The sequence below is a fragment of the Parasphingorhabdus sp. JC815 genome (assembly GCF_040717415.1).
In the GTDB taxonomy this organism is placed as follows: domain Bacteria; phylum Pseudomonadota; class Alphaproteobacteria; order Sphingomonadales; family Sphingomonadaceae; genus Parasphingorhabdus.
The window spans coordinates 309269-335360 of sequence record NZ_JBFEFM010000003.1 but is presented as its reverse complement, the minus strand read 5'-3'; the positions used below and the strand labels follow the sequence as shown (position 1 = coordinate 335360).

Sequence of the window (26092 nt, the reverse complement as noted above, 5' to 3'; positions counted from 1 at the left end):
CATTGCTATGTTTTCTCGCGATCCCTTGAGCCGGGTATATTCTCGGGCCTCTGTGATATTGCTAACATGTGCACGCGCTTGACATATCAGCCTTATTAGCGGCACAGCACGGCAAAACCGATTGAACACCAACCTTTGTAAAGGTGAAAAACCGCCGTGTCCTCGCATATAGTTATACATCCTGTCACTACCAAGGCCCAGCTAAAGAGTTTTGTTGAAGTCGCCTATCGGTTGAATGCAGATGATCCCCATTGGATACCGCCATTAAAATCGGAAGTTTATGCGTTACTCAATCCAAAGAAAAATCCGTTTTTTGAACATGCCAAAGTCCAGCTCTACATAGCCGAACAAAACGGCATAATTGTGGGCCGGATCAGCGCCCATATTGACGAGCTGGCCTTGGCTCAGCCGGTGGAACAGGGTTTTGGGCCGGGAACGGGGCATTGGGGGCTGATGGAAGCGGCCAATGATGCAACCGCTACAGCATTGATTAATGCTGCTGAACAATGGTTGAAACAACAAGGCATGCACCGCGTGATCGCGCCGATCAGCCTGTCCGTATGGGACGAGCCGGGCCTGTTGACGTTTGGACACGATCATAGCCCGACTGTGATGATGGGCCATCACAACCGGGAATATCAGGGGTGGATCGAAGAAGAAGCTTATAAAAGCGTCAAAGAGCTTTCTACTTACGATCTACCGATTGTGGATGGTTTTCCGCCCTTAATTGACCGGATTGTGAAATCGGGCGAGCGTAATAGCAAGTTAAAGCTGAGGAAGGTCGATAAATCGCAATTTGACCGCGAAGCGAAGATCATAATGGATATTCTGAACGATGCCTGGTCGCAAAATTGGGGGTTTGTACCGCTGACGCCTAATGAGATTGACCATGTAGGCGTAAAATTAAAGCCGATTGTTTATGAAGACCTCATCATGATTGCCGAGCTGGAAGGCAAGCCGGTAGCATTCATGATAACATTGCCCGATTTGAATGACCGGACCAAGGGGATGAAGGGCAGTTTGCTGCCGTTCAACTGGGCCAAGCTGCTTTGGTGGTTGAAATTCCCCAAGTCTCCGACAATGCGCGTGCCATTGATGGGCGTAGTCAAGGAATTACAAAACAGCCGCGTCGCCAGCCAGATGGCATTTATGATGGTTGAATATATTCGTCGCGAAGCAGTGGCAAATTATGGTGCAACCCGCGGTGAGCTGGGCTGGATATTGGATGATAACAAAGGCATGGTCGCCATTGCCGAGGCCATTAATGCCAAGGTAAACCGGGTTTATACATTATACGAAAAAACAATCTGACCGCTTATTGTGCAGCGGTTTAGCGCCTTGATACAAAATACTGGGCGTCTTTTCGTATTAGCACATCAATGCCGCGCGACCATAAATCATTATGGCCGCCATTTTTGATTGGATAGGCGTTTTTCGGTTCAGCCGCGGCATCAAACAACCGTTGACCCATGGCAAAGGGTATCAATTCATCGCCCGTGCCGTGAATCCAGCTCAACGGCATATCAATCCCGGCAATCCGGTCAATCGAGCGATAGCGGTCTTTGATTAACAATTTAGCCGGCAGCATTGGAAACTGCCGCTGTGCCATATCATCCATGCCCGTAAAAGCCGCCTCTAAAATCAGTCCCGACGCTTCATTTTCTGATGCAAGCCATGTCGCTACACCTGAGCCAAGCGATTGTCCGGCGATGACAAATCGGTCCGCACCAAAGCCTTGTTTAACCAACCAGTCATAATTGGCCTGCGCCGCCTCGTAAAAGGCATCTTCCGCAGCTGCTCCTATATTCCCGCCATAACCCGGATAGCCCACCGCCAACACACCTGCCCCATCTTGAGCCAAAGCCTGATATAAGGGTAAACGCGCGGCAAGCGATCCCGCATTGCCATGAAAATGGATGATGATCGGCTTCGTCTGGTCACTTGGTGCGCGCCATAGAGATATTAACGCACCGCTGCTGCTCGCAATTTCTACGGCCTCAAACCCGCGCTCATCTAACTTTTGCGAGGAGAGGAGATTTTGATCGGGGAAATATATTAAATTGCGCTGGAACACATAAGCCAATGCCACAAATAACAGATAAAGCCCTGCAACAAAGATCAGGCTTATCAGTATCGACCGCATTAAATATCTAGATCAATCCAGGTTGGAGCATGGTCGCTGGCTTTTTCCCGTCCCCGGTGTTCCTTATCCACTCCGCAAGAGCGCAATTGATCCGCCGCCAGCGGGTTAAGCAACAAATGGTCGATCCGGAAACCCTGATCGCGCTGCCAACCGCCACTGCGATAATCCCAATAGGTCCAGATATTACCGCCCGGATATGTAATGCCAAGGGCATCGGTCCACCCGTCGTTGAGGATGCGCCGGTAGCCTTCCCGGCTTTCCGGCTGCATCAAGGCGTCATTTTCCATAGTTTTGACCGAAAACACATCATTGTCACGCGGAATCACATTATAATCACCGGCCAGTACCGCCGGGATTTCCTCTTGCCAGATTTCAGCCGCGCGAGTTCGTAAACGCTTCATCCAGCGCAGTTTGAAATCAAATTTCGGTCCCGGTTGCGGATTGCCGTTGGGCAAATATATGCTTGCCACCCGCACTGTTTTTCCGCCCGCACTTTGAACATTGGCTTCAAGATAGCGACTATGCTCATCCTCTGGCTCACCATCCAGACCGCGCTTGACCTCATCGGGTTGCTGGTCACGGGTCAATATCGCAACACCGTTGAAGCTTTTCTGACCATGCCAGATCGCGCCATATCCGATTTTCTCAAATTCGGCGGCGGGAAAGCCTTCATCTTGTGTTTTGATTTCCTGTAGACAGGCAACATCGGGCTTTGTCTCTTCAAGCCATTCCAATAAACGCGGCAAACGCGCTTTGATGCCGTTAATGTTAAAGCTGGCTATTCTCACCGGCGGTCAGACAGAAAAACTGGAACCGCAACCACAGCCGGAGGCGGCGTTGGGGTTGGTTACCTGAAATGCACTACCGCCAAGGGATTCCACAAAATCCACAGCGCTCCCGCGAACGAGATCGAGGCTGATTTCATCCACCACTAAAGTCACACCGGATTCCTCCACCATAATATCATCCGATTCAATATCTTCGGCCAGACCAAAGCGATATTGAAAACCGGAACATCCACCGCCTTCTACTGACAAACGCAGTATCGCAGGCTTTTTCTGTTTTTCAGCGATAGCAGCTACGCGTTTGGCTGCATTAGCGGTCAGAATAATATCTTGCCCAGAATCCTGAGCAGTAATTTCGGTTATCTGTGTCATAACCCCAAGATAGGGACTGTGCCGCATAGTGTCAAAAGGAGGCGATAGAATTATTCGCTGGTGGTGAGAACAAAAAAAAAGGGTCGGCGAGCGTTTCAGCATCACCAACCCCCTATCACCCTCTCCCAAAGGTGTATTCGTTTTCAGACCGCGTTAATCAGCGGGACCGCCCAATCCTGAAGAAGGATCGTTTTTCTGGGCCAAAAGAAAATCATTGGACTGCATGAAAGGAACTGGATTAACAGCTTCTCCGGCAATACGAACTTCATAATGAAGATGGCTGCCAGTCGACCGGCCAGTTGATCCCATGAAACCGATTAAATCGCCACTTTTGACGCGTGTATTGGGCTTCACATTCAAACGGGACATATGCCCGTAGCGGGTTTGTATTTCGTTGCCGTGATTGATTTCGATATAATTGCCATATCCGCCAAGCCATTGGGCGCGTCCCACGATGCCGTCTGCTGTGGCGTAAATGGGCGTGCCTACCGGGCCAGCCATATCCAGCCCCTTGTGACGGGCGCGGCGTCCGCGGAAAGGATCGGACCGGAATCCGTAGGAACTGGTCAATTTGAAATTTTCTACAGGTTTGCGAGAAGGAATGGTCAGTTTAACAGGAGCCTCTTTTCCCTGTCCGGACCATTTGTCAAAAAGAAGGCGAAAGGCCGGATCAGCCTGACCTAGGATATTCTCGCCATTCTTGGAAATGCTTCGCAATGCGTCGATTGCATTAACGGTTTCCGCTTCTTCAGCAGCCATTGCTGTGGAGGAAAAACTTATCGCAGATCCTAATACTGCGACTGCTGTGATTTTTTTCACAGCCTTTGTATACAAACCTACTACGCTATCGGTCATAAACTCATCGAGTCCCGCTCTTGTCATTCGGAAAATAATTCCGGATATTTTTTGACAGAAATTCTGCCCCCGTGTCGTGAGAACAGGACTAAGTTTAATTTGGTTAATTATTCAATACCAAGATAATAATCTTGAGTTAGACCGGCTGCAAGGCGCGCTGAGTCGTTGAAAGGAGGCTTCAACCCACCCCTAAAGTGAGTTTTAACCAGACCTTTCCAATGGCGATGTGGATCGCTCTTTTGCTTATGACAACACCACTCAAACCATTTGGTTCCAAAAAAAACATGATTTATTTCATCGTGGAAAATACGGTTTAACACTTTCGCGGTGAGTGGATCACCCTGCGCCTTGAACCGCTCTACAGTGTCCAGCGTAATATCAAGGCCGCGCGCCTCCAACACCATGGGAACGATCGCCAAACGGGCCGAAGCATCATAAGCAGTTTCACGTGCTGTGTCCCAAAGTCCATCATGGGCGGGTAACGCACCGTAAAAACTTCCCATCTCGCGCAATCGGCGGTCCAGTAAGACGAAATGCATCGCTTCTTCTGCGCCGACACGAAACCAGTTATCAGCAAATTCGCGTGGGAACTGCGCTGCAAACCGCCCGATCATATCAAATGCAAGATCAATTGCGACAAACTCTATATGGGCCAAGGCATGAATCAAAGCGACCCGTTTGGTCAGCGAGGTTCCTTTGCCGCGTCGCGGCATTTGTCCAGGACGCAGCAATTCGGGCCTATCCGGCCGCGCAGGGACATCGGGCATTACACTATCAAAATCAGCGGTCAGCCTGCCTTTACGCCACTGCCGGGCAGCAGCACGGGCGGCCATAACTTTGGCGGCTGGCTCCGGCGTCATCAGGACGCGTTTTACGGCCTCTCCGGCGGAGAGCTTTTCGGGTAATCTATTCAAGTTTGTAGCCTACCCTGCCTGAACCGCGGCCAGCACCTCTTCGGCATGCCCCTTGACCTTGACCTTTGGCCATGCCTGTAAAACGGTTCCATCCGGCCCGATCAGAAAGGTTGACCGGATAATGCCCATGAATGTTTTGCCATACATTTTTTTCTCGGCCCAAACACCAATTTTACTTAGGAATTCGGTCGATTCATCCGACGCAATATCCACGGTCAATTCCTGTTTATTGATGAAATTCTGTTGCCGCTTCGGGGTGTCAGCGGACATGCCCAGCACCGCCGCTCCAGCTTTTTCAAATTCCGGCAACAATGCTGAAAAGTCTTTTGATTCGGTCGTGCAGCCCGGCGTGCTCGCCTTGGGATAGAAAAACAGCACCAGTTTTTTACCATGATAGTCGGATAATCTCACCGTGCTACCATCTGGCGCAGTCAATTCGGCGTCGGGCATTTTATCGCCAGCTTCGATCATATAATATCTCCTAGGATTTCATTGGGGTCCGGCCGCAAATGGCGGTTCCACTCATCAATAACGCGTTGCCGGGCTATATCATAGCCATGCAAAAGTGCTTCCCAGCTTTGCTGCCGTGCCGCTTTTGCAATCAGGTCGCGGCTTGTTTCCGGTGGATAATCACAGTCGGGCGACATTAATCGCAGAGCAACCAGCAAGCGGGACATTAATTCATAGGCGGTAACCATATCCTCGTCCAAATCCTGACTGGCTACCAATCCGCGTGCCGCATCTCCCAATTGGGAATGTAGGGCTTTCCCGGTTTTAAGCTGTAAGAAATGGATGATGAACTCCCAATCCACCAGACCGCCCTCCATCAGTTTTGTATCCAGCGGCCCTTTGGGCGGTTTATGTTCTACAATGTCCAGCCGCATTTTGCGAACAGCTTTACGTAATGCCTCTGGCTCGCGTTTCTTTTTCAGGATCATGTTTATCTGCTCCTGCAATTGCTCGCAAGCATCTGCGCTACCGTAAACAGGCCGCGCCCTGGTCAAAGCCATATGTTCCCACGTCCACGCGTTTTCATTCTGATATTTGAAAAAACTATCCGTCGTCACGGCCATCGGCCCTTGCGCGCCAGAAGGCCGCAAACGGGTGTCCACATCATAAAGCGGTCCAGCCGCCGTCGGAACAGATAAAGCCGCGACAATACGCTGGGCCAGGCGATTGAAATAGCGCGCGGCACCCAAAGGACGGTCCCCGTCCGATTCCCCGCCATGATCGCCGGTGAACAGAAATATCAGATCAAGGTCCGAGGCATGGGTCAACATTTTCCCGCCCAATCTGCCAAGCGCGAGAATCAACATCTCGCTGCCCGCGACCTTGCCATGGACATTTTCAAATTCCTGTATCGTAGCGTCAGTCAGAACACGGATGGCTGCTTCTGCAACGTCCGCATAGCCGCCAGCAATGGCCAACGGGTCGTGGCGCGATTCAATCAATTGGGTGCCAAGAGCAAACCGTTTTTCACCAACCCGTTCACGCACGCGGTCGAGCAGCATCTGATAATCATCACCATTTTCACGCCGCGCAAACTCTTCTTCCAACAGAGCTACAGACGGCGGCAGGTCAAGGGCGGTCGCATCTATTAAACCTTCGAGCAACCCAACGTTACGTGACAGCTCATCAGCCAGAACCGGCGCATGGCTCAATATCCGTCCTAGCATGTCGCGCAGGCCGGGCCGTGCCTCTAACAGCCGGAAAAAATTGATCGCTGTCGGCAGCTTGTCAATCAGACTCTCTAACCGCAGCAACGCGTGATGAGGGTCCGGTGATCCGGCAATGGATTCGACCATCTCCGGCAATACCGCTTCAAAGGATTCGACCGCCGCAGTGCTTCTGAGCGCCATGACTTTACCGCTACGCCAGCGCTTGATTTTTTTGATAAAGGCCGCCGGTTCGGTAACGCCCCGCTCTTCAAGAGCCGTAGCCAGCGCGTGATCTGATTGCGGCAAGGCGCTATTGTCATCGGACATGATCAAGTCATCATAAATCTTGCCGACCTTCTCAACCGGCCCGGACAGAAGTTCAATCAGGTCATCACCCTGGTTCAGCCCATGAAGCCGCGCTACCCTGTCGAGGGCTGCCTCATCTTCGGGAAGACTATGGGTTTGTTGGTCATTGACCATTTGCAGACGGTGTTCGATCACCCTGTAAAGCTCATAGGATTCGGCCAGTATCTTGGCTTTTTCCGTATCAATCCGCCCTGCATCGGCCAGCGCGCGCAAAGCGTCTCTCGTAGCAGGAACGCGCAACGCAGGGTCACGTCCACCATAGATCAACTGGTGCATTTGGGCGTAAAATTCAGCTTCCCTGATCCCGCCCCGTCCGCGTTTCAGATCATATCCGGGGCCGAATTGCTGACCCGCTGCATAATGGTCACGAATGCGGACCGAAACCGCGCCAATATTGGCAATCGCCCCGTAATCCAGTGTGCGCCGCCAGATAAACGGGCTGATTGTATCGAGAAAATAATGGCCAAGGTCGCTATCACCGGCGGCAAAGCGGGATCGGATATACGCCGCCTGCTCCCACGCCAGAGCGTTGGATTCATAATAGCCGATTGCCGCTTCAACCGGCAGTGCAACCGGACTGACTTCCGGCGAGGGACGCAGGCGCATATCGACGCGAAATACATAACCGTCGTCGTCGCGCGCGTTCAAGGCATCGACCAGTTGCTGACCAATCCGCCGCCCTGCGTCGCTGGGTTCTTCCCTCCCCCGCGTAGGTATTTTGTCGGGGTCATAGATGAATATCGGGTCGATATCCGAAGAATAGTTTAATTCGCGGCTGCCATGTTTGCCTAGCCCGATGACCGCAAAGCCTTGACGCTCGGCATCGGGATAACGCTCGGCATATATATCCGCCAAGGCTTCTTCCAACGCGCGGTCGGCAAAATCCGACAAATGCTCGACAACCTCACTCAAACTGAGCTGTCCAGCCAGATCACCGACCGCCAAAGTGACGGCCAGTGCGCGCTTTTCCCGCCGCAATTTTTGCCGGACGGTTTGCGCGCCGGTGCCAGCTTCCTGCACAAAGGCAAAAGCGGATTTCAAGTCCTCCGCCGCCAGCAATTCTTTTAATTCCGGCAATATATCCAGCGCAAGACACAAATAAGGCGCATGCTCCTCCGCGCGATGTAACGCGTCGCTCAGGCTGATCGGTTGAGGCAAGCCGCCTATCATTGCTCCGAAGTTTTCTGAAGATAATTGCTGCGGAAATTGCTGGCAAAATCCGCAAAGCCCCCCTCTGCGATAGCCTCTCTCATTCCTGACATAAGTGATTGATAATAAGAAATATTATGCTCTGTCATCAGCATTGCGCCCAATATCTCCTTGGACCGGACCAGATGATGGAGATAGGCCCGGCTATAGGTCTGGCAAACCGAACAGGCGCAAGTCGCGTCCAGTGGCTCCATATCCTCGGCAAATTGCGCGTTGCGGATATTCACCGGGCCGTAGGTTGTAAATGCCTGACCATTGCGGCCCGACCGGCTGGGCAGCACACAATCGAACATATCAACCCCGCGCTCCACCGCGCCGACCAGATCATCCGGTTTGCCAACCCCCATAAGATAGCGTGGCTTATCAGCGGGTAATTGGCCGGGGGCATAGTCGAGCACTTCGAACATCGCCTCTTGCCCCTCACCCACCGCCAGGCCGCCAATCGCATAGCCGTCAAAGCCGATCTCGATCAGTGCCTGAGCCGAAGCGGCGCGCATGTCTTTATCCAATGACCCTTGCTGGATACCGAACAGCGCAGCCTTTGCCGCATGCTCTTTGCCACTGTCAAAGCCATCACGGGACCGTTTGGCCCAACGCATAGAGCGTTCCATTGATGCAGCAGCTTCCTCACGCGTTGCGCCATTTTTCGTGCACTCATCAAAGGCCATGACAATATCACTGCCAAGCAGCCGCTGTATTTCCATCGAGCGTTCGGGCGTCAGCATATGGCGCGATCCATCCAGATGACTTTGAAACTCTACGCCATTCTCGCTCATTTTCGTGAGGGCGGACAGGCTCATCACCTGATAACCGCCGCTGTCGGTCAATATAGGCCGGTCCCAGTTCATAAACTTGCGCAGCCCGCCAAGTTTAGCCACTCGCTCCGCACCGGGCCGAAGCATCAAATGATAGGTATTGCCCAAAATTATATCCGCGCCCGTCGCGCGCACCGTTTCCGGCTTCATCGCCTTTACGGTTGCGGCAGTGCCAACGGGCATGAAAGCAGGCGTGCGGATTTCCCCGCGCTGCATGGTTATTTTGCCCGTGCGCGCCTTGCCATCGGTGGCGGCGATCGAAAATGAAAAGCGGTCAGCCATGAAAATTTATCCCAAATAGCGAAACAAACACCAAAAAAGGTTTTTCAGGGCAATAGCAAGCTGGAATCCCCATAGCTATAGAACCGATAACCCTTGGCAATCGCATGGGCATAGGCTTCCTGCATCACCGGCAGGCCCATTAACGCACTGACGAGCATGAACAAAGTGGATTTGGGCAGATGGAAATTGGTCATCAATCCATCAACAGCGCGGAACTTATAACCCGGCGTGATAAAAATATCCGTATCGCCCTCAAACGGTCGAATGATCCCGTCATCGCCGGTCGCGCTTTCCAGCAGGCGCAGGCTTGTCGTTCCGACCGCAATGACCCGGCCACCATTTTGCCGCGCGTGGTTCAGGCGATCGGCAACCGCCGGTTCAATCCGCCCCCATTCGCTGTGCATTTTATGGTCATCGGTTTCATCCACTTTCACTGGCAGGAAGGTCCCCGCGCCGACATGTAGCGTCAAAATCTCCTGACCAATTCCGGCATCGGAAAGCGCCGCCATTAACCTGTCGGTGAAATGCAGCGCAGCTGTGGGCGCGGCCACAGCGCCTTTTTCCCGCGCAAACATTGTCTGATAATCGTCCGCATCACGCGCATCAATGTCCCGTTTGCTAGCGATATAAGGGGGAAGCGGCATGGTCCCTGCCCGGCCAAGCAAAACTTCTACCGGCTCATCCCCAAGGAAATGGAGAAGGAAGCTGCCATCGGCGTATTTTTCTTCGGCCCGTGCCAAAACATTTTCGCCAAAATCGACGACATCATCAATTTTCAATCTCTTGGCATTGCGAATAAAAGCCTGCCAACGCCTAAGGTCCACGCGTTTATGCAATGTTGCGCCAATTTTCGCTTCACCACGACGGCCTTCCAACTGGGCAGGAATCACCTTGGTATCATTAAACACCAATATATCCTTGCTGGATAAAAGCTGCGGCAGATCGCCCACTTTATGATCGGAAAACTGCCCTGCTCCCGTAACACCAAGCAACCGCGCACTATCCCGTGGAACGGCGGGCCTTAGCGCAATATTTTCAGACGGTAGCGCAAAGTCAAAAAGATCGACACGCATTGACCTATTGTTCTATTGGCGCGTTCAGATCGTCGACTGTTATCTTGTCATCCGAAACCCCTGCTTCAGATAAGACGCCGACGCTGCGCGGTGCTGGCGGGGCTTTTCCGTCAGCCGCAATTGATGCCTGAAGAATCCGGCTTGGATTTGCGGGCGGTTCGCCGCGGTTGATCGCATCGACATATTGCATGCCATCGGTAACCCGGCCAAAAACGGTATATTTTTTATCCAGCGCAAATCGCGGATAAAACACGATGAAAAACTGGCTATTTGCACTGTCCTCACCTTGCGCGCGCGCCATCGAGACTACGCCTCTCAAGTGGGGATAGGCATGAAATTCAGCTTTTAGGTCCGGCAATTCCGAACCACCCATTCCCGTGCCGGTAGGATCGCCGGTCTGGGCCATGAAGCCTTCAATGACCCGGTGAAAAATCACCCCGTCATAAAACCCTTGCCGGGTCAGCGTTTTGATACGTTCAACATGGTTGGGAGCCAAGGCTGGATACAGCTGAATTGCTACGCGGCCGCCGGTTGAAAGATCAAGATATAATATATTCTCTTCTTTAGGGACTTCCGCAGGAGCCGGTGTTTCCGGCGTGGTTTGTTCTTGCGCCACTGCGCCGGTACTGATCATGGCGACCGCGAAAAAAGAAATAAACAATTTGCTTAGCATGGTTCAACTACTCACCTGTTCTTTGGTCATCCTGACGGCAGCTATGGCCCTCCGGATTACATAATGCGCCCGGTTACAATATCGCGGCTTATTGAACGAGTTTTGCTTTCGCTGCAATGAACTGCTTGTCCAATCACGAACATGACGTGCTTATTCGCATTTTATTATGGCTGCTATTGCTCGCCTTTCAACCCTGTTTCAGCAACCCGGCTAACCACTTCGTCACGGACTTGGGGCGAGACAAATTTATGAATATCGCCGCCATAGACCGCGATTTCCTTGACCAAACGGGATGCAATAGGCTGCAATGAAACATCGGCCATCAAAAATACTGTTTCAATCTGGTCATTCAGTTGCTGGTTCATTCCGGCCATTTGATACTCATATTCAAAATCGGCAACAGCGCGCAATCCGCGAACGATGACACTGGCGCCTTGTTTCTGGGCAAATTTCATCAGCAGCGCATTAAAGGCAACCACCTCAACTGCATCGCCCAGATCGGCGGTTTCACGGCGCACCATTGCCAACCGTTCTTCCAGCGAGAACATCGGTGATTTGGATGGATTGGTCGTAACACCAATGACCAGCTTATCCACTAGCCGCGTTCCGCGTTGAATGATGTCCATATGCCCCAGCGTAATGGGGTCAAAAGTCCCAGGATAGACGCCAACTTTCATAATATTCCTCCCCAAGCCATAATATCGGCCCTAATTTCAGATTATCGGTTCCGCTGAACCGCAAATTTAGCAATAGCGCGAAGCAAATCAGCTTCACTGCCATAGCTTTTCAAATGTGATACGGCCTGATCGACCAGCATTTGCGCCTGCTCCCTGGCACGTTCCAGACCCATCAGGGTTAAAAATGTCTGCTTTCCGGCAGCTTCATCTTTGTGCAGCGCCTTTCCGGCCAGCTCCTCATCCCCCTCGACATCCAGAATGTCGTCGGCAATTTGAAAGGCAAGCCCAAGATCATGCGCGTAACCGCGCAGCCCCTTGCGCCCCTCAACCGGAACCCGTCCCAATATGGCGCCAATTTCTACACAAGCGCTAATCAACGCGCCGGTTTTCAGTTGCTGTAATCTGGTGACAGTCGCCAAATCAAATGTCGCGGTTTCTGCAACCAGATCCATCATCTGACCGCCCGCCATGCCCGAATATCCTGCTGCTTTAGCGAGACATACAACCATCTCCGCCCTGACAAACGGATCTCTATGAGCGTCCTCATCCGACAATAATTCAAATGCCAGCGCATGAAGCGCATCCCCGGCAAGAACCGCCTGTGCTTCTCCAAAAGCCTTGTGCGCTGTGGGTTTACCGCGCCGCATATCGTCATCATCCATACATGGTAAATCATCATGGATCAGCGAATAAACATGGAGCGCCTCAACCGCTGTTGCCGCGCGCAGGGCGCAGCTGTCATCAACATTGAACAGGCGCGATGTCGCCATGACTAATAATGGCCGCAACCTTTTGCCACCGCCAATGGCCGCATGGCGCATGGTTTGAAAAAGCTGTGCACGCGCATCATCGGGAACGGCCAGTATAAGATCAAACTGCTTGTCAATGGCGCTAGAAACACGGGCCATTTCCTGTTGCAGCTCAAAATTAATACTGACAGACATTATCAATCCGCATCAAAGGCAGCTGTGCCTTGGGCTTTACCATTGCGGTCGAGGGTAATTCTTTCAATTTTGGCTTGTGCATCTTCCAGGCGTTTCTGGCATAATCCGCGAAGCTTTTCGCCCTGCTCATAGAGCGCGATTGATTGATCGAGCGGCACATCTCCGCTTTCCAGCTTTCTGACAATTTCTTCCAGACGCTTCAACGCATCTTCAAAGTTCAGATTGGCAAAATCCTGATTGGCGGTGTCGCCTGATTTATTTTGGGTGCTATCATTCATCCCCATTCCAATGACGGTGCTTTGGGTTCCGGTCAAGAGCCGGATAAGTCTTTCTCAAACATCAGGCGTAGGTTCTGACCCGATACAAGAACGTAAAAAAGATCAATAGGGGGAAAGACAACCATATTTATCGGACATTTTGCGCCAGCCCTGATCGCCGCGACTCATCCCAAAGCATCGGCGCAACACGCACGTTAAAACATAATCGAACAATCAGGCGCCAATATTTGCCTGAACAATCAGGCGCCAATATTTGCCTGAACAATCAGGCGCCAATATTTGCCTGAACAATCAGGCGGGCAATTACCGTTTCGCTCTTGCTGCAATTACGCGTATTCTTTCAGGCAACTGAACCAATATCTTTTGCTGACGGGCCGGAGGAGCAGAACTCCACTCCGTGATTTCATCCAGACTGCGCCCACAGCCGATACAAAATCCACTTATGCGATCTATCTTGCAAATATTATTACAGGGGGATTCCATATCGGTGTCATTCATATCAGGGATTGATGGATATATCTAACAAATTGAAAATAAACAGATTTATGAAGAAAGCTGTTCCTCAATTTGTCCCAAACGCTCTTTACCAAAGAACATCTCGCCATCAACATAGACGGTCGGTATGCCAAATGCACCACGCTCAATTACCGTCTCCACATTGTCTATCAACGCCTGTTTCACCGCCGGATCCTGACTTTTGGCAAATAAAGCCTTCGCATCAAAACCGCCATCATCAAGGATCTTGCCCAGTGCTTTGGTATCCGTAACATCCAGCTGATCTTCCCATATCGGAGGCAATAATGTCTCAACCAACTCGGCGCGTTTATGCGGCTCAATAGCGACCAGCATGCGTTGCAAAACTATGCTGTTAAACGGGAAATGCGGGTTCATCTGCCATTTGATCAAACCATGTTTGACGATGAATCGCTGTGTCTCAAGCATCGCATAGGCGTTTTTGCCTTTGATCTCTGCGTCGCGGATAAACGGTGGAGCATTTCCTGTGAGCTTATGCATCCCGCCAAGAAATACCGGTATCACCTCGATTTTAGCACCATATGTTTTTGCCAGCTCCCTTAACGGGTGCCAGATCAAATAGGCATTGGGGCTGACAAAATCGAAAACAAGCTCAATAGTCTTGCCCATAAGAGATATCCTTGTTGGTTTAGTAAAATCTGGTCAGCTATATTCTACAGCGTGACCAAAAAGCTACATCTTCTCTCGATGGCTTTGCACTGCTTATTTTCACTATAACGTCGATCGCCCTCCGCCTTCGGGGTTCCCTATAGATATTATGTCATGCAAAATTGTAATATTACGGGCTAAACTGATAATTCGCACTAGGCGGAATCGGGTCGGCTCGTTAAAGGGTTGCCATGACAAAAACATCTTCACGCACCGCTGAAAAAATCACTCCAGAGATTGTTGCCGAGCACGGCCTCAACAAAGAAGAATATCAGCGTATCCTCAACGCCCTTGGCCGGGAACCAAATATTACCGAGCTTGGCATATTTTCGGTCATGTGGTCGGAACATTGTTCTTATAAGTCCAGCCGCCTGCATCTTAAAAAACTGCCGACAACCGGCCCGCAAGTCATTTGCGGTCCCGGCGAGAATGCCGGCGTCATCGACATCGGTGACGGACAGGCCGCGATCTTCAAGATGGAGAGCCACAACCACCCGTCTTACATCGAACCTTATCAGGGCGCAGCAACCGGCGTCGGAGGCATTTTGCGCGACGTATTCACGATGGGCGCGCGGCCAGTGGCAAATCTCAATGCTTTGCGTTTTGGCCGTCCCGAACATCCAAAGATGAAGCATCTGGTCAAAGGTGTGGTTGCGGGTATCGGTGGCTATGGCAACTGCGTGGGCGTACCCACTGTCGGCGGCGAAACCAATTTCCACCCCGCTTATGACGGCAATATCATTGTCAACGCTATGACGGTCGGCGTCGCTGATGCGGATAAGATTTTCTATTCCGCCGCCAGCGGTGTTGGCAACCCGATTGTCTATGTCGGTTCCAAAACAGGCCGTGACGGCATTCATGGTGCAACCATGGCCAGCGCAGAGTTTGACGATGACAGCGATGAAAAGCGCCCCACTGTGCAGGTTGGCGATCCGTTCACCGAGAAACTGTTGATCGAGGCGTGTCTGGAACTCATGGCCAGCGACGCGATTGTCGCGATCCAGGATATGGGCGCAGCGGGACTGACCAGCTCCAGCGTGGAAATGGCGACCAATGGCGAGGTTGGCATCATCCTCGACATGGATAAAGTGCCCTGCCGCGAGACCGGGATGACCGCCTATGAAATGATGCTTTCTGAAAGTCAGGAACGCATGTTGATGGTCCTGAAACCGGGCCGCGAAAAAATGGCCGAGGCAATTTTCACCAAATGGGAACTGGATTTTGCTGTCATTGGCGAAGTGACGGACACCCGCCGCATGGTGTTGACGCATAAAGGCGAAACCGTGTGCGATATTCCCCTTGGCCCACTGGCCGATGATGCGCCGCTCTATGACCGCCCGCACATGACCCAGGAAGAATATAAAGCGCATGTTGCGATCAAGCCGCTGGATGACGTTCCGACTAGCAGCGACCTTGGCGCGGATTTGCTGAAAATGATGGCAAGCCCTGCTCTGGCTTCACGTCGCTGGATCTGGGAACAATATGACAGTCAGGTTGGCGCAAACACCGCTCAGCGTTCTGGCGGAGATGCCGCTGTCGTTCGGGTTCATGAAACCAATAAAGGTCTGGCGATTACCACCGATTGCACACCGCGCTATTGCAAGGCCGATCCGGTCGAAGGCGGGAAGCAAGCCATTGCAGAAAGCTATCGCAATCTGACCGCTGTTGGCGCAAAGCCGCTAGCCACGACCGATTGCATGAACTTCGGCAATCCAGAAAAACCGCATATCATGGCGCAATTCGTCGGTTGTATCGAAGGCATGGCAGAAGCCTGCATCGCGCTCGACATGCCGATAGTATCCGGTAACGTCAGCCTGTATAACGAAACCACCGGCGCGGATGGCATAAGCCACGCAATTTTACCGACGCCTGCCATTGGCGCCGTAGGATTACTGGACGATCTTGATAAAATGATGACAATCGGCTTCAAAAATGAAGGCGAAGCGATATTTGTCATTGGCAAAAATGATGGTCATCTGGGCCAGTCAACATGGCTACGCGAAATACATGGCCTTGAAGACGGAGAAGCCCCTGCGGTCGACCTTCAGCTAGAAAAAACCCACGGCGATTTCGTTCGCGGGCTGATTCATGACGGCAATGTCACTGCGGTTCATGATGTTTCGGATGGCGGCTTGCTGGTTGCTATTGCCGAAATGGCATTGGCCGGAAATATCGGCGCGACGCTTGAAGAATTAAGCGATCACAGGACTGCATTTGGCGAAGATCAGGCCCGCTATGTTATAACCACTGCCGATCCTGACAGAATACAAGCAGCAGGTATTCCTGCGTTGCGGCTAGGTACGACAGGCGGCGACGCGTTGGATATTCAAGGGCGTCCCGTTGCTTTATCTGATATCCGCGAAGCCAGTGACAGTTTCTTCCGCGACTGGATGGAATCCTGAAGTCTCGTAACTGAAAACCGTCGTTTCCGCTTATGCGGAGATGACGGTATTGGGGCCATGTCTCAATTCGGCAGGCTAATTAGACACGCTAACTAGGCAGGCCGGGCTTTAATTAAGCAGGCTGGCCGAGCAGATTATAGGGATCAATGCCCTGTGCTTCATAAGCCCGATGCGCTTGCTGATAATATGTGGGCTTACCAATATTCAGGAACGCACGTGCTTCGCCAATGGGCATCGCGAGTATTTTCTCGATATCATAATAAGCCAAGCGTTTCGCGGCTTTGCCCAGACGCTGTCCTTCACGGACGGCGCGTAGAACTGGCGCATTGGATGGCGATTGCTTCTTCATTTCCAGTGCACCGGCATAGGCGATGAACAAAATACCCAGATTGGGGTTCTGGCTATAGGTAAAGCCCAATACGCATTGTTCGCCCAGCGCGTCGCGGCCATAGCCGGTCAGCACATGAAGCAGATCATGCGTGTCGCGCATCCGGTTGCCAAACCATTCGGTAATATCATTGCGTTTTCGATTATCCGTGCCAAGACTTTCGGACTCGGCCACCAACCCAGCAGCGGTCAGACCTTCTCTTTCCATAAAGCGGACATAAGCCTGCCCCAGACTATCTGCCGGTAGCTCACGCAATTTGTCATGATTATCCAGCATAGCCGGAAGATCGACATTACGCTCCATCAATTCCTGTGCATGGGGGCTTTTCAAAAAATCTTTGGCATTACGAACAAAGGCTTTACCGGCCAGTGCTTCGATAATGTGGAATACCTCGGCGGTATCTTCCTTGTCCGCGATCAGGTTACGGAAATGACGAAAGGCCTTAATCGGACGGAATTTGGGCGCGGCAAAATCGCGGTTATGCAGTGGCATGTCCGCCGGGGACGCAAACTGGGTCGTATTCGTCATCACAGAATCACTTTAATAATTATAAGTGGAACCATAATAGCTACTATTAACATTGGTGTCAATAGTAGCTATTTGCTTTCCTACCTGCGGTCAAACTCCTATGCATAAGGGGTGAGAGTGCAGCGCTCAAAGAGGGCAAGCGATAGAAAAAGAGGGTGTGACTTGTGTGAACTTTGGAATATTATTTCACAGTCATAACAGCCTCATAGCATGACACTTTTGCGAACCAGTTTTAATCCTCGTGCAATTTTCACGACTTTTTCAAAGCTAACATATTCAGGGTTACCGGATGAACGCGACCACCAGCCACACCCGCCATATCACGCTTGATGCTCTGCGCGGCTTTGCGGTCATGGGCATATTATGGGTCAATGTGGTCGCCTTTGGATTTCCGGAAATGGCTTTTCTCAGTCCGGCAATCGGTACATCCGGCAGCGCATCTGATGTCGCAGCATGGATCATTTCGTTCATCTTTTTCGACGGCAAAATGCGGGCTATTTTCTCGCTGCTGTTCGGGGCTAGCATGATGTTGATCATTGAACGCGCTGAAATTACCGGATTATCGCCAGCGCGGGTCCATAATTGGCGCATGTTCTGGTTGGCGATATTCGGCCTTTGCCATTTTTACTTTTTGTGGTGGGGAGATATATTGTTTCTCTATGCCGTATCCGGCGGGGTCATATTCCTCTTTCGTGACTGGTCAGGGGAGATATTGATCAAGCGTGGCATACTCGCTTATGTCATTGCCTCTGCACTGCTGATTATCGGTATGGCCGATATGCTATCGCTGCAAAACGAAGCTATGCATCCGGGAGCAAGCCGAGACGTGCTTGATCGCTTCACCGCTATGATTGATGATCTTGCTATTTCCCGCCAAGAACTTGCCGACGAAACGGCCTTATACAGGGGGTCATTTATCGGGATACTGATGGAAAAGCTGACCAGCCAGCGGCTGATACCTTTTGAGAACCTGCTACTCGCCCCGTTTGAAACCATTCCGCTTATGATGATCGGCATGGGATTATATAAAACCGGATTTCTGACCGGGCATGGCGAGTCTTATATCCGTATTGGAATATGGACAACGGCTATCGGCGTGCTGAGTTATGTAGCTATGGCATGGCTAGCAGTAGTAAAGGGTTTCGATATTATATTGATGATGAACATCACGCAGGCATGGTCCACCCTGCCGCGTCTGCTGTTGGCTTTGGGCTATACGGCGCTGCTCTTACATCTCATCCAGCGTTTCTCCGCCCACCCGCTAATACAGCGTGTTGCCGCTGCGGGACGGGCAGCTTTCTCAAATTATCTCGGTAGTAGTATCATCATGACCTTTCTGTTTTATGGCTGGGGACTTGGGCTTTTTGGCACAATCGGGCGGATTTGGATGATTATATTGGTGCTGATTACATGGGCGATCATGCTGCTATGGTCAAAGCCGTGGCTGATTCGTTTTCGTTACGGACCGCTGGAATGGCTCTGGCGCTCACTGGCGCGGGGCGAAAGGCAAAAAATGATAATATACAAATAAATACAAAAGGATGTATTTTTGCTATTGCGATCTATTCTCATTAGCCATATAAGAATCGCATAAGGAGCACCTATGGTAGTTTGTGTTTGCAATGCGATAAAAGAAAAAGACCTGCGTGCCGCAGTACGCAGCGGTTCTGATAAGCCCAGTGCGGTTTATGCGAAGCTGGGACGCAAACCCAAATGCGGTCAGTGTCTTTCTTATGCGCGAGGCATTATCGAAAGTGAAGTTGCAAGCGCTTAGTATTATCGTTAGAAACTCACTGAAATATTTGACTTTTTCTGGGCCAGACCTTCCCTAACGGGCTTCTGTGGTGTATATCTCTCTGCATATAGTTCCCCTAATTAAAAGGATTACGCCATGAAGGGTGATGCCAAAGTCATTGAATATTTGAACGCAGCGTTAAAAAACGAACTTACTGCGATCAACCAATATTTTCTGCACAGCAAGATGCTCGACAACTGGGGCGTCAGCAAACTCGCTAAGTTCGAGTATGAAGAATCAATTGACGAGATGAAGCATGCAGACAAGCTGGCCGAGCGGATTTTGTTCCTCGACGGTTTGCCAAATTTCCAGTTGCTTGGCCGGATCAAGATCGGTGAATCCGTGGAAGAGATTCTCAAAGCCGATCTGGAACTTGAACAAGAAGCGCTGCCACCGCTTAGGGATGGTATCGAATATTGTGAAAAAATCCGTGACTATGTAACACGGGAACTGCTTGCCGAGATCCTCGAAAGTGAAGAAGATCATATTGATACGCTGGAAAAACAATTTGATATGATCGAACGTATGGGTATCGAAAATTATATCCAGTTACAGTCAGAATCGGCGGAATAAAGCGACTTGGGCGATGACTTTATCTGTTGCCACTCTAACCGCCTAATATACCACCCAATAAGGTTGTGCGGCGTTTGACGGGCATGGATTGCTCCATGGACTCACGGCGCACAACCGGACTGGAATCATATTCGAGTATCGGTAAAGTCTCCTCGAATAGCGAACGCAAACCACCCACCTGCTCTAATATTTCGTCGGGTGCCTGTTGTTGTTCCACGCATTTACGCGCTGTCATCTCGATCCGCTCCGTCACAGCGGCTAAACGCATGGCCCCGAATTGCAAGGATTCACCCTTTAATCTATGAGCAGGCATTATCATTGCAGCAGCATCACTGGCGCGCATAGCCGTTTCAATATTTTCTACCGACTGCGCTCCATCCTCACGGAAATATCCCAATATACGAACAAAATCGGGCCCAAGCGTGGACCGTGTTGCGCCATAAATTGCTCGATCAATCAGCGCGATATCAGGCTGCACAAGATGATCTATTCGTAAAAAGAGCATTTGAGGGAATGGTCATAATCCCCAGAATACCGCGTAAACCGTAAAGGCTTTGTTACCGGATCAAAATATCCTCAATTGTAACAAGAGTAACCGTGCCATGGGCGAAAATTAATCCTTTTCATGAAAAGGGTTTTTGGGCGAGCGGATGATAAGCCGCACCGGAACCCCACCAAAGCCAAGCTGGCGACGGATACCATTGATCAGATAGCGCCGATAGCTTTCGGGCAGGTCATCGACACGCGTTCCGAAAATCACGAAAGATGGTGGTCTGGTCTTCGCCTGCGTAATATAGCGCAGCTTAATCCGCTTGCCGCCCGGCGCCGGTGGCGGATTATCTTCGATAGCATCCTCAAACCAGCGGTTCAATTTTCCGGTAGCGACCCGCTGTGACCAGACCCGCCGCGTGTTGAACGCCGCTTTCATCAGTTGATCTATGCCCTTGCCGGTGAACGCTGAAACCGCGATCAAAGGAACATCACGCACCTGTGCCAAACCATCATCCAGCGCGCTACGAATACCGTTGAACAGCTTGCTTGGCCCTTCTGCCACATCCCATTTGTTGATCGCAATGACCAGACAGCGCCCTTCTTGTATGACCTTGTCAGCAATCCTCAGATCTTGGGCTTCAAGCCCCTTGGTTGCATCCAGCAAAAGCACCACAACTTCAGCAAAATCAATCGCCCGCTTGGCATCGGCAACAGACAGTTTCTCTAGCTTGTCGTCTACTTTGGCGCGCTTTCGCATACCGGCTGTATCGATCAAACGGACTTTGCGGTCGGGATGAACCCCGTCCAGCTTATCCTCTTCGCTTAAAGCATCATCGTGCCAAACCCACTCAACCGATATGCTGTCGCGGGTGATCCCCGCTTCCGGACCCGTAATCAAACGGTCTTCATCCAGCATTTTGTTAATCAGTGTGGATTTCCCTGCATTTGGTCGTCCGACGATAGCCAGCTTCAACGGCGCGCTTTCGTCAAGCGGTTCATCCTTTGCCGCGGCTTCAAAAGATTCAATATAAGGACGAAGCACCTGAAACAGATCCGCAATCCCGTCCCCATGTTCTGCGCTGATAGGAATGGGATCGCCAAAGCCAAGCGCATAGCTTTCCAAAATGCCGGATTCCGCCGATTTTCCTTCTGCTTTGTTGACCAGTAAAACAACCGGTTTTTTTGCTCCACGTAGCCAGCGCGCGATTTCCTCATCCAGTGGAGTCAGGCCGGCCCGCCCGTCAATGATGAACAAAGCTAGTTCGGACTCGGCAACCGCCATTTCTGTTTGACGCCGCATCCGGCCGGGAAGACTTTTCGCGTCTTCATCCTCATAGCCGGCGGTATCAATTATATTAAATTCAAGCCCCAGTAAATTAGCAGCACCTTCCCTCCGGTCGCGTGTAACGCCGGGACGGTCGTCAACTAAGGCAAGTTTTTTGCCAACCAGCCGGTTGAAAAGAGTGGACTTGCCAACATTCGGGCGCCCGATAATTGCGATATTGGGCAGCATGTTGCTGTTTCCGTTCCTTAATTGTTGAACCTTTACCGGAACGCGGAAATGCGCCCGCTATTGTCCAGTATATAGAGCATCCCGTCTGCTACAACCGGTGGCAACGACACGCCCTCCTTCAATTCAGTCAGATTGGTGCTGACGCCCTCTTCCAGAGAAAGCGACACAACATTGCCCTCGGTATTTGCCACAATCAAACGATTGCCAGCCAATACCGGGCCAGTCCAGCTGATTGGTTTTTTCTTCTTCTCTACGTTGCGATAGGCCGCCAGCTGGCTGATCCAGCGAATCTTACCAGTAGGCCGAGCAATAGCTAATAGCTTGGCATCATCTGTCAGGACGAACACCCATTCTCCAGCAACAACAGGAGTCGAAATGCCAGCAATGTTCAGCTCCCAGATGCGTTGCCCAGTAACCAGTTCATAAGCCGCCATCCGGCCTCCCTGCCCTAGCGCAAAAACACGACCACGATCAATAACCGGGTCCGCATCAATGTCTGACAATGTTGCCACAGATGTTGAAATACTGGTCCGCGCCAGCGCATCACTCCAAAGATTTCGGCCATTTTCATAACGATAAGCAGTTAGCTCACCGGACGAATAGCCTGCGATAACTGTGCCCTGCGCCGCTGCGGGAGCTGCCACACCAAAGATACCGGCCAGACCGACTGTTCCAGCCTCATTCCATTGCACAGAACCGTCATTCTGGCTCAGTGCATATATCTGGTTATCCTGGGTCATTACATAAACATTGCCATTGGAAAGGGTTGGCGCCCCGCGCAATGGGCCTGCTGGGCGTACAGTCCATATTTGGCTGCCATCTGCTGTATTCAACGCCATAACATCGCCAACACCATTGGTGGCGAAAACCTTTGTACCTGCAACGCTCACTCCGCCGCCAAAGCGCGAAGGCTTGCTATCGCTCTTCGTTTCAACCTGCGTAGACCAGATTTTAGCGCCGGTCTTTGCGTCAAAAGCATGAACCATAGCTTGCGTATCAATCACATAAAGCCGTCCGTCTGCAACGACCGGAGCAGCCGCCAGCCGTTCCCGCTTGGTCGTGCCGCTAATATCTGCTGTCCATACCCGCGTAGACGCAGAACCAAGCGCCAAATGTCCCATCGACTTGCTAGCATTCCCGCCTGGCTGAGCCCAGTCGGCATTGGCACGAGGCGCTGGCACGACAACAGAAATACCAGCGAGAGCAGGATCAACTTCTGCACCGCTTTCCCCGCTCAGGATATTCACGCGCTCACCTAATGTCGGCGTATCTTTTTTCTTGTCACCACCGCCCAGAATTGAACAAGCTGACAAAAAGGAAACAGTTAGTAATCCAGCACAAATCTTTGCGACCTGCTTGTTTTTAACCGAAATCATTACTCTGTTTCTCCCTCACTCGCTACGGGAGCTGCTGAACTTACAGCCTTCGCAGCGGGACTAATTTCATCATCGTCAAGTTCAACAGCGTCGATGCCTTGGATTCCGGCCATTTGCAATGCACGCGACCGGATCGTTGGCGGAACGCTATCATCCTTTGCAAGCTGAGCAAATAGCGGGCCTGCAAGATCCTTTTTTTCCATATTCAGATAAGATAGTGCAACCATTTCTCCAGCGCTACCAAACCATGGATTGCCGGGAACCGCCAACGGCTTTAGCCGGTCAACGACCTGCTCTGGTTTCAACGTGTCAAATTCAGCTACGGTTTGCCGGATAAGCGCCAGATCGCGGAAAGGTTGCGGTAGATTTGTATCAGCTACAATCGCTTTATAACCGGCAACAGCAGCTTTTATATCTTCTTTTTCCAATGCAATATTGGCCTGCATCATTTTGGCTGCGGCGCGATAGCCCTTTTGATCCGCATCTTCGAGCGATTTCAAAGCGGTTGCTGCGCCATCCAGATTATTCCGATTCACGCTGTCTATCGCGGCAACATATTCCTCACTGCGTAGTCCGGATTCTTCATTCAGACTGTTATTATAGAATATCCAGCCAGCTAGCGCAGCCAAACCGGCAACCAGAGCCAAACCAAGCCATATCCCGTAACGGCGACCGAAATTTTTGAGATCATCTTCACGAACGGCGTCATCAACTTCCCGCATGAACACCTGTTCCTGACGATCAGGCTTCTCTTCTGGCGTATTTTTGTCGTCTTTGGCCAAAATAGCTTCCTTTAATATTTAAACTTGTTGGGAAAGATAATTACGCTTTCCGAAAATCCGTCGCGTGTCCTTTACCGATGGTCAGTCAAAAGTCCAAGTATATCGTCCATTTCCAAATGCTGAACGACAGCCTATTATTTTGATGTTTGGCAGCTATTTCTTTGGTTGATAAAGTTGATCGGCCCCTGGAAAACTGCGGTTTCGCACTTCATGAGCATAATCTCTGGCGGCCTTTTCAATATTTTCGGAAATATTGTGATAACGCTTCACAAAACGTGCCGTACGTTCAAACATACCCAGCATATCTTCCGTAACCAGCACCTGCCCATCACATTTTGCAGAAGCACCGATACCAATGGTTATAGCACCAACCGTATTCGTTACTTCGATTGCAATCGGTTCCAACACGCCTTCTAGCACAATCGCAAAGGCACCTGCCTGATCAAGAGCGATAGCATCACCGATAATTTTCTTGGCCTCTGCATCACTGCGTCCGCGTGCGCCATAGCCGCCAAGCACATTAATCGCCTGCGGTGTCAATCCCACATGACCGACCACGGGAATACCGCGATCTACCAGAAACCGGACAGTTTCTGCCATGACTTCACCGCCTTCCAGCTTAACGGCTGCTGCGCCGGTTTCTTTCAGAATCCGCGCCGCATTTTCATAGGCATGCTGGGGTGATGCTTCATAGGAGCCGAACGGCATATCCACGACAACAACGCTGTGATAGCTGCCCCGCACAACCGCAGCGCCGTGATTGCACATCATCTCCATGGTCACAGGGATTGTGGAAGGTAAACCGTAAATGACCTGCGCCAGAGAATCACCAACCAGCAACATGTCACATTGGGCGTCCAGTAACTGTGCCATACGCGCAGTATAGGCGGTTAGCATGACCACAGGCTCCGATGTAACGCCATCAACCTTGCGGCGCTGTATTTTGGGAACCGATAGCCGTTTCATTGGCTGTGGTGTCGGATTGGCACGGCTTGTAGACGTGTCGAGTGTGTAAGTTGTAGACATGGATATTCTGTTAGCTCCCAGGAAACGTTAAAAGCGCACTAACATGAAATCACCGTTATATGGGCGTAAAGTCAAACATTAATCGTCAAATTCGGTTCTGCTGTTTCATTCCGCCCAAAATTGATCCACAGCCATGGTTGTTCCGCTAATTTCATTTTCATGCCGGGCAACCAGAACAGCGTCACTGGTCAGTACCAGATAAGGTTCAATCAGCGCCAAACTCTATTCCCCGCTGACAAGACTCCAATGTATATTCTATGACATTACCACTAGCCCGCGATGGGCGACACGATGGGCCGCTCACCGGTTAATGTCGGCATGGCCGGCTGAGGATTATCGTCATTTCGCGTTTGCATATTGCAAGCAGCCGTTCCCATTAACATGAGCAGGGAAAGGAAATAACGTCGCGCCATCAAACCGGCCCATACTCCTATCCGTTACGCGCAGTCAGTCCCGCTGTCTCGTAATCAGACGCCTTGAAACCGACAACCAGCTCATCACCATGTTCCAGCACTGGCCGTTTAATCATACTGGGGTTTTCCTGCATCAACATGATCGCGCTGTCTTCGTTGACATTTTCCTTCACCATATCAGGCAGCTTTTTGAAGGTCGTACCGCGCTTGTTGAGCAATGGCTCCCAACCGACCTGCATCACCCATTCTTCCAGCTTGTCCTTGGTAATCCCGGATACTTTATAGTCATGAAAAACGTAATTTATCCCGTTTTTCTCCATCCAGTTACGCGCCTTTTTGATCGTGTCGCAATTGGAGATGCCATACATTTTTGTTTCGTTACTCATTTTCTTCACCCTATTCAGTCTACGCAGCAGGCCAGAGACAAACGTCACTTGAGAGACATCGGTCACACGGGGAACTCCGGACTGTGCTGATATTCGTTCCAATCCGAATACGCCAGAATCGCCCGTCATGCAAAGCCTATCAGGGCATTGCACTAAAATCGTCACGCCACTTTCTCCGCTAACCAAGCAGAG

At 51.1% G+C, this 26092-nt stretch carries 27 protein-coding genes; 5 read left to right on the top strand and 22 right to left on the bottom strand.

Going from position 1 to position 26092, the window contains the following annotated elements:
- Positions 1 to 156: 156 nt before the first annotated feature.
- On the top strand, positions 157 to 1311 hold the full coding sequence (locus tag AB1K62_RS09690) for an N-acetyltransferase (RefSeq protein WP_367003291.1): 1155 nt from the start codon (positions 157 to 159) through the stop codon (positions 1309 to 1311).
- Between the two features lie 19 nt (positions 1312 to 1330).
- Here the strand turns inward: AB1K62_RS09690 and AB1K62_RS09685 are convergent, their stop codons facing one another.
- From AB1K62_RS09685 to AB1K62_RS09615, 15 genes are all read right to left on the bottom strand, one after another.
- Complete coding sequence (locus AB1K62_RS09685; protein ID WP_367003290.1) at positions 1331 to 2143, bottom strand: alpha/beta hydrolase; 813 nt, start codon at positions 2141 to 2143, stop codon at positions 1331 to 1333.
- Positions 2143 to 2931 (bottom strand): exodeoxyribonuclease III, encoded by a 789-nt coding sequence (gene xth / locus AB1K62_RS09680; RefSeq protein ID WP_367003289.1) that lies wholly within the window; start codon positions 2929 to 2931, stop codon positions 2143 to 2145. The genes AB1K62_RS09685 and xth overlap by 1 nt, the downstream gene beginning before the upstream one ends.
- 6 nt (positions 2932 to 2937) lie before the next feature.
- Positions 2938 to 3300 (bottom strand): iron-sulfur cluster insertion protein ErpA, encoded by a 363-nt coding sequence (erpA, locus tag AB1K62_RS09675; protein WP_367003288.1) that lies wholly within the window; start codon positions 3298 to 3300, stop codon positions 2938 to 2940.
- 153 nt (positions 3301 to 3453) lie between these two features.
- On the bottom strand, positions 3454 to 4182 hold the full coding sequence (locus AB1K62_RS09670; RefSeq protein WP_367003287.1) for a M23 family metallopeptidase: 729 nt from the start codon (positions 4180 to 4182) through the stop codon (positions 3454 to 3456).
- Positions 4183 to 4262: 80 nt separating this feature from the next.
- Positions 4263 to 5015: a ferritin-like domain-containing protein gene (locus AB1K62_RS09665; protein ID WP_367003362.1), complete on the bottom strand. Its 753-nt coding sequence runs from the start codon at positions 5013 to 5015 to the stop codon at positions 4263 to 4265.
- A gap of 63 nt (positions 5016 to 5078) precedes the next feature.
- Entirely contained in the window at positions 5079 to 5540 is a 462-nt protein-coding gene (locus AB1K62_RS09660) for a peroxiredoxin (protein WP_367003286.1), read from the bottom strand.
- Positions 5537 to 8263 (bottom strand): bifunctional [glutamate--ammonia ligase]-adenylyl-L-tyrosine phosphorylase/[glutamate--ammonia-ligase] adenylyltransferase, encoded by a 2727-nt coding sequence (gene glnE, locus AB1K62_RS09655; protein WP_367003285.1) that lies wholly within the window; start codon positions 8261 to 8263, stop codon positions 5537 to 5539. The genes AB1K62_RS09660 and glnE overlap by 4 nt, the downstream gene beginning before the upstream one ends.
- Positions 8260 to 9399: a tRNA guanosine(34) transglycosylase Tgt gene (gene tgt / locus AB1K62_RS09650; protein ID WP_367003284.1), complete on the bottom strand. Its 1140-nt coding sequence runs from the start codon at positions 9397 to 9399 to the stop codon at positions 8260 to 8262. The genes glnE and tgt overlap by 4 nt, the downstream gene beginning before the upstream one ends.
- Positions 9400 to 9443: 44 nt before the next feature.
- A complete protein-coding gene (gene queA, locus AB1K62_RS09645; RefSeq protein WP_367003282.1) occupies positions 9444 to 10472 on the bottom strand; it encodes a tRNA preQ1(34) S-adenosylmethionine ribosyltransferase-isomerase QueA in 1029 nt (342 codons plus the stop codon).
- A gap of 4 nt (positions 10473 to 10476) precedes the next feature.
- Positions 10477 to 11145 (bottom strand): peptidylprolyl isomerase, encoded by a 669-nt coding sequence (locus AB1K62_RS09640; protein WP_367003281.1) that lies wholly within the window; start codon positions 11143 to 11145, stop codon positions 10477 to 10479.
- A gap of 173 nt (positions 11146 to 11318) precedes the next feature.
- Positions 11319 to 11822 (bottom strand): pantetheine-phosphate adenylyltransferase, encoded by a 504-nt coding sequence (gene coaD, locus AB1K62_RS09635; protein WP_367003280.1) that lies wholly within the window; start codon positions 11820 to 11822, stop codon positions 11319 to 11321.
- Positions 11823 to 11863: 41 nt separating this feature from the next.
- Entirely contained in the window at positions 11864 to 12766 is a 903-nt protein-coding gene (locus AB1K62_RS09630) for a polyprenyl synthetase family protein (RefSeq protein WP_367003278.1), read from the bottom strand.
- 2 nt (positions 12767 to 12768) lie between these two features.
- On the bottom strand, positions 12769 to 13044 hold the full coding sequence (locus tag AB1K62_RS09625) for an exodeoxyribonuclease VII small subunit (protein ID WP_367003277.1): 276 nt from the start codon (positions 13042 to 13044) through the stop codon (positions 12769 to 12771).
- Positions 13045 to 13347: 303 nt separating this feature from the next.
- A complete protein-coding gene (locus AB1K62_RS09620; protein WP_367003360.1) occupies positions 13348 to 13527 on the bottom strand; it encodes a DUF1289 domain-containing protein in 180 nt (59 codons plus the stop codon).
- Between the two features lie 60 nt (positions 13528 to 13587).
- Positions 13588 to 14187, bottom strand: coding sequence for a 2-hydroxychromene-2-carboxylate isomerase (locus AB1K62_RS09615; RefSeq protein ID WP_367003275.1), 600 nt, complete (start codon positions 14185 to 14187; stop codon positions 13588 to 13590).
- 230 nt (positions 14188 to 14417) lie between these two features.
- On the opposite strand from AB1K62_RS09615, the gene purL reads away from it, so the two are divergent.
- Entirely contained in the window at positions 14418 to 16628 is a 2211-nt protein-coding gene (purL, locus tag AB1K62_RS09610) for a phosphoribosylformylglycinamidine synthase subunit PurL (protein WP_367003273.1), read from the top strand.
- Positions 16629 to 16740: 112 nt separating this feature from the next.
- On the opposite strand, the gene AB1K62_RS09605 is transcribed toward purL, so the two are convergent.
- Positions 16741 to 17544, bottom strand: coding sequence for a Coq4 family protein (locus tag AB1K62_RS09605; protein ID WP_367003272.1), 804 nt, complete (start codon positions 17542 to 17544; stop codon positions 16741 to 16743).
- A 289-nt stretch (positions 17545 to 17833) separates the two neighbouring features.
- Between AB1K62_RS09605 and AB1K62_RS09600 the strand changes: the two genes are divergently transcribed.
- From AB1K62_RS09600 to bfr, 3 genes are all read left to right on the top strand, one after another.
- A complete protein-coding gene (locus AB1K62_RS09600) occupies positions 17834 to 19075 on the top strand; it encodes a DUF418 domain-containing protein (RefSeq protein ID WP_367003271.1) in 1242 nt (413 codons plus the stop codon).
- Between the two features lie 72 nt (positions 19076 to 19147).
- Positions 19148 to 19318 (top strand): (2Fe-2S)-binding protein, encoded by a 171-nt coding sequence (locus AB1K62_RS09595; RefSeq protein ID WP_367003270.1) that lies wholly within the window; start codon positions 19148 to 19150, stop codon positions 19316 to 19318.
- A 117-nt stretch (positions 19319 to 19435) separates the two neighbouring features.
- Positions 19436 to 19912 (top strand): bacterioferritin, encoded by a 477-nt coding sequence (bfr, locus tag AB1K62_RS09590; protein ID WP_367003268.1) that lies wholly within the window; start codon positions 19436 to 19438, stop codon positions 19910 to 19912.
- Between the two features lie 34 nt (positions 19913 to 19946).
- Here the strand turns inward: bfr and AB1K62_RS09585 are convergent, their stop codons facing one another.
- The 6 genes from AB1K62_RS09585 to AB1K62_RS09560 form a co-directional block, all read right to left on the bottom strand.
- Positions 19947 to 20390: an Hpt domain-containing protein gene (locus AB1K62_RS09585; RefSeq protein ID WP_367003266.1), complete on the bottom strand. Its 444-nt coding sequence runs from the start codon at positions 20388 to 20390 to the stop codon at positions 19947 to 19949.
- Positions 20391 to 20525: 135 nt separating this feature from the next.
- Positions 20526 to 21917 (bottom strand): ribosome biogenesis GTPase Der, encoded by a 1392-nt coding sequence (der, locus tag AB1K62_RS09580; protein ID WP_367003265.1) that lies wholly within the window; start codon positions 21915 to 21917, stop codon positions 20526 to 20528.
- A 32-nt stretch (positions 21918 to 21949) separates the two neighbouring features.
- Entirely contained in the window at positions 21950 to 23293 is a 1344-nt protein-coding gene (locus tag AB1K62_RS09575) for a PQQ-binding-like beta-propeller repeat protein (protein ID WP_367003264.1), read from the bottom strand.
- A complete protein-coding gene (locus AB1K62_RS09570) occupies positions 23293 to 24075 on the bottom strand; it encodes a tetratricopeptide repeat protein (protein ID WP_367003263.1) in 783 nt (260 codons plus the stop codon). Before AB1K62_RS09570 ends, AB1K62_RS09575 begins: the two co-directional genes overlap by 1 nt.
- A 153-nt stretch (positions 24076 to 24228) precedes the next feature.
- Complete coding sequence (panB, locus tag AB1K62_RS09565) at positions 24229 to 25101, bottom strand: 3-methyl-2-oxobutanoate hydroxymethyltransferase (protein WP_367003262.1); 873 nt, start codon at positions 25099 to 25101, stop codon at positions 24229 to 24231.
- Between the two features lie 430 nt (positions 25102 to 25531).
- On the bottom strand, positions 25532 to 25882 hold the full coding sequence (locus AB1K62_RS09560; RefSeq protein WP_367003358.1) for an ArsC family reductase: 351 nt from the start codon (positions 25880 to 25882) through the stop codon (positions 25532 to 25534).
- Positions 25883 to 26092 lie beyond the last annotated feature (210 nt).

Coding starts and splice junctions, on each gene's coding strand:
- AB1K62_RS09615 (WP_367003275.1), bottom strand. CDS start 14,187: ATGGGCAAGACTATTGAGCTTGTTTTCGATTTTGTCAGCCCCAATGCC.
- AB1K62_RS09670 (WP_367003287.1), bottom strand. CDS start 4,182: ATGACAAGAGCGGGACTCGATGAGTTTATGACCGATAGCGTAGTAGGT.
- AB1K62_RS09685 (WP_367003290.1), bottom strand. CDS start 2,143: ATGCGGTCGATACTGATAAGCCTGATCTTTGTTGCAGGGCTTTATCTG.
- AB1K62_RS09640 (WP_367003281.1), bottom strand. CDS start 11,145: ATGCTAAGCAAATTGTTTATTTCTTTTTTCGCGGTCGCCATGATCAGT.
- AB1K62_RS09605 (WP_367003272.1), bottom strand. CDS start 17,544: ATGACGAATACGACCCAGTTTGCGTCCCCGGCGGACATGCCACTGCAT.
- der (WP_367003265.1), bottom strand. CDS start 21,917: ATGCTGCCCAATATCGCAATTATCGGGCGCCCGAATGTTGGCAAGTCC.
- purL (WP_367003273.1), top strand. CDS start 14,418: ATGACAAAAACATCTTCACGCACCGCTGAAAAAATCACTCCAGAGATT.
- panB (WP_367003262.1), bottom strand. CDS start 25,101: ATGTCTACAACTTACACACTCGACACGTCTACAAGCCGTGCCAATCCG.
- AB1K62_RS09560 (WP_367003358.1), bottom strand. CDS start 25,882: ATGTATGGCATCTCCAATTGCGACACGATCAAAAAGGCGCGTAACTGG.
- bfr (WP_367003268.1), top strand. CDS start 19,436: ATGAAGGGTGATGCCAAAGTCATTGAATATTTGAACGCAGCGTTAAAA.
- coaD (WP_367003280.1), bottom strand. CDS start 11,822: ATGAAAGTTGGCGTCTATCCTGGGACTTTTGACCCCATTACGCTGGGG.
- glnE (WP_367003285.1), bottom strand. CDS start 8,263: ATGATAGGCGGCTTGCCTCAACCGATCAGCCTGAGCGACGCGTTACAT.
- queA (WP_367003282.1), bottom strand. CDS start 10,472: ATGCGTGTCGATCTTTTTGACTTTGCGCTACCGTCTGAAAATATTGCG.
- erpA (WP_367003288.1), bottom strand. CDS start 3,300: ATGACACAGATAACCGAAATTACTGCTCAGGATTCTGGGCAAGATATT.
- AB1K62_RS09620 (WP_367003360.1), bottom strand. CDS start 13,527: ATGGAATCCCCCTGTAATAATATTTGCAAGATAGATCGCATAAGTGGA.
- AB1K62_RS09595 (WP_367003270.1), top strand. CDS start 19,148: ATGGTAGTTTGTGTTTGCAATGCGATAAAAGAAAAAGACCTGCGTGCC.
- AB1K62_RS09575 (WP_367003264.1), bottom strand. CDS start 23,293: ATGATTTCGGTTAAAAACAAGCAGGTCGCAAAGATTTGTGCTGGATTA.
- AB1K62_RS09600 (WP_367003271.1), top strand. CDS start 17,834: ATGAACGCGACCACCAGCCACACCCGCCATATCACGCTTGATGCTCTG.
- AB1K62_RS09660 (WP_367003286.1), bottom strand. CDS start 5,540: ATGATCGAAGCTGGCGATAAAATGCCCGACGCCGAATTGACTGCGCCA.
- AB1K62_RS09625 (WP_367003277.1), bottom strand. CDS start 13,044: ATGAATGATAGCACCCAAAATAAATCAGGCGACACCGCCAATCAGGAT.
- AB1K62_RS09665 (WP_367003362.1), bottom strand. CDS start 5,015: ATGACGCCGGAGCCAGCCGCCAAAGTTATGGCCGCCCGTGCTGCTGCC.
- tgt (WP_367003284.1), bottom strand. CDS start 9,399: ATGGCTGACCGCTTTTCATTTTCGATCGCCGCCACCGATGGCAAGGCG.
- AB1K62_RS09630 (WP_367003278.1), bottom strand. CDS start 12,766: ATGTCTGTCAGTATTAATTTTGAGCTGCAACAGGAAATGGCCCGTGTT.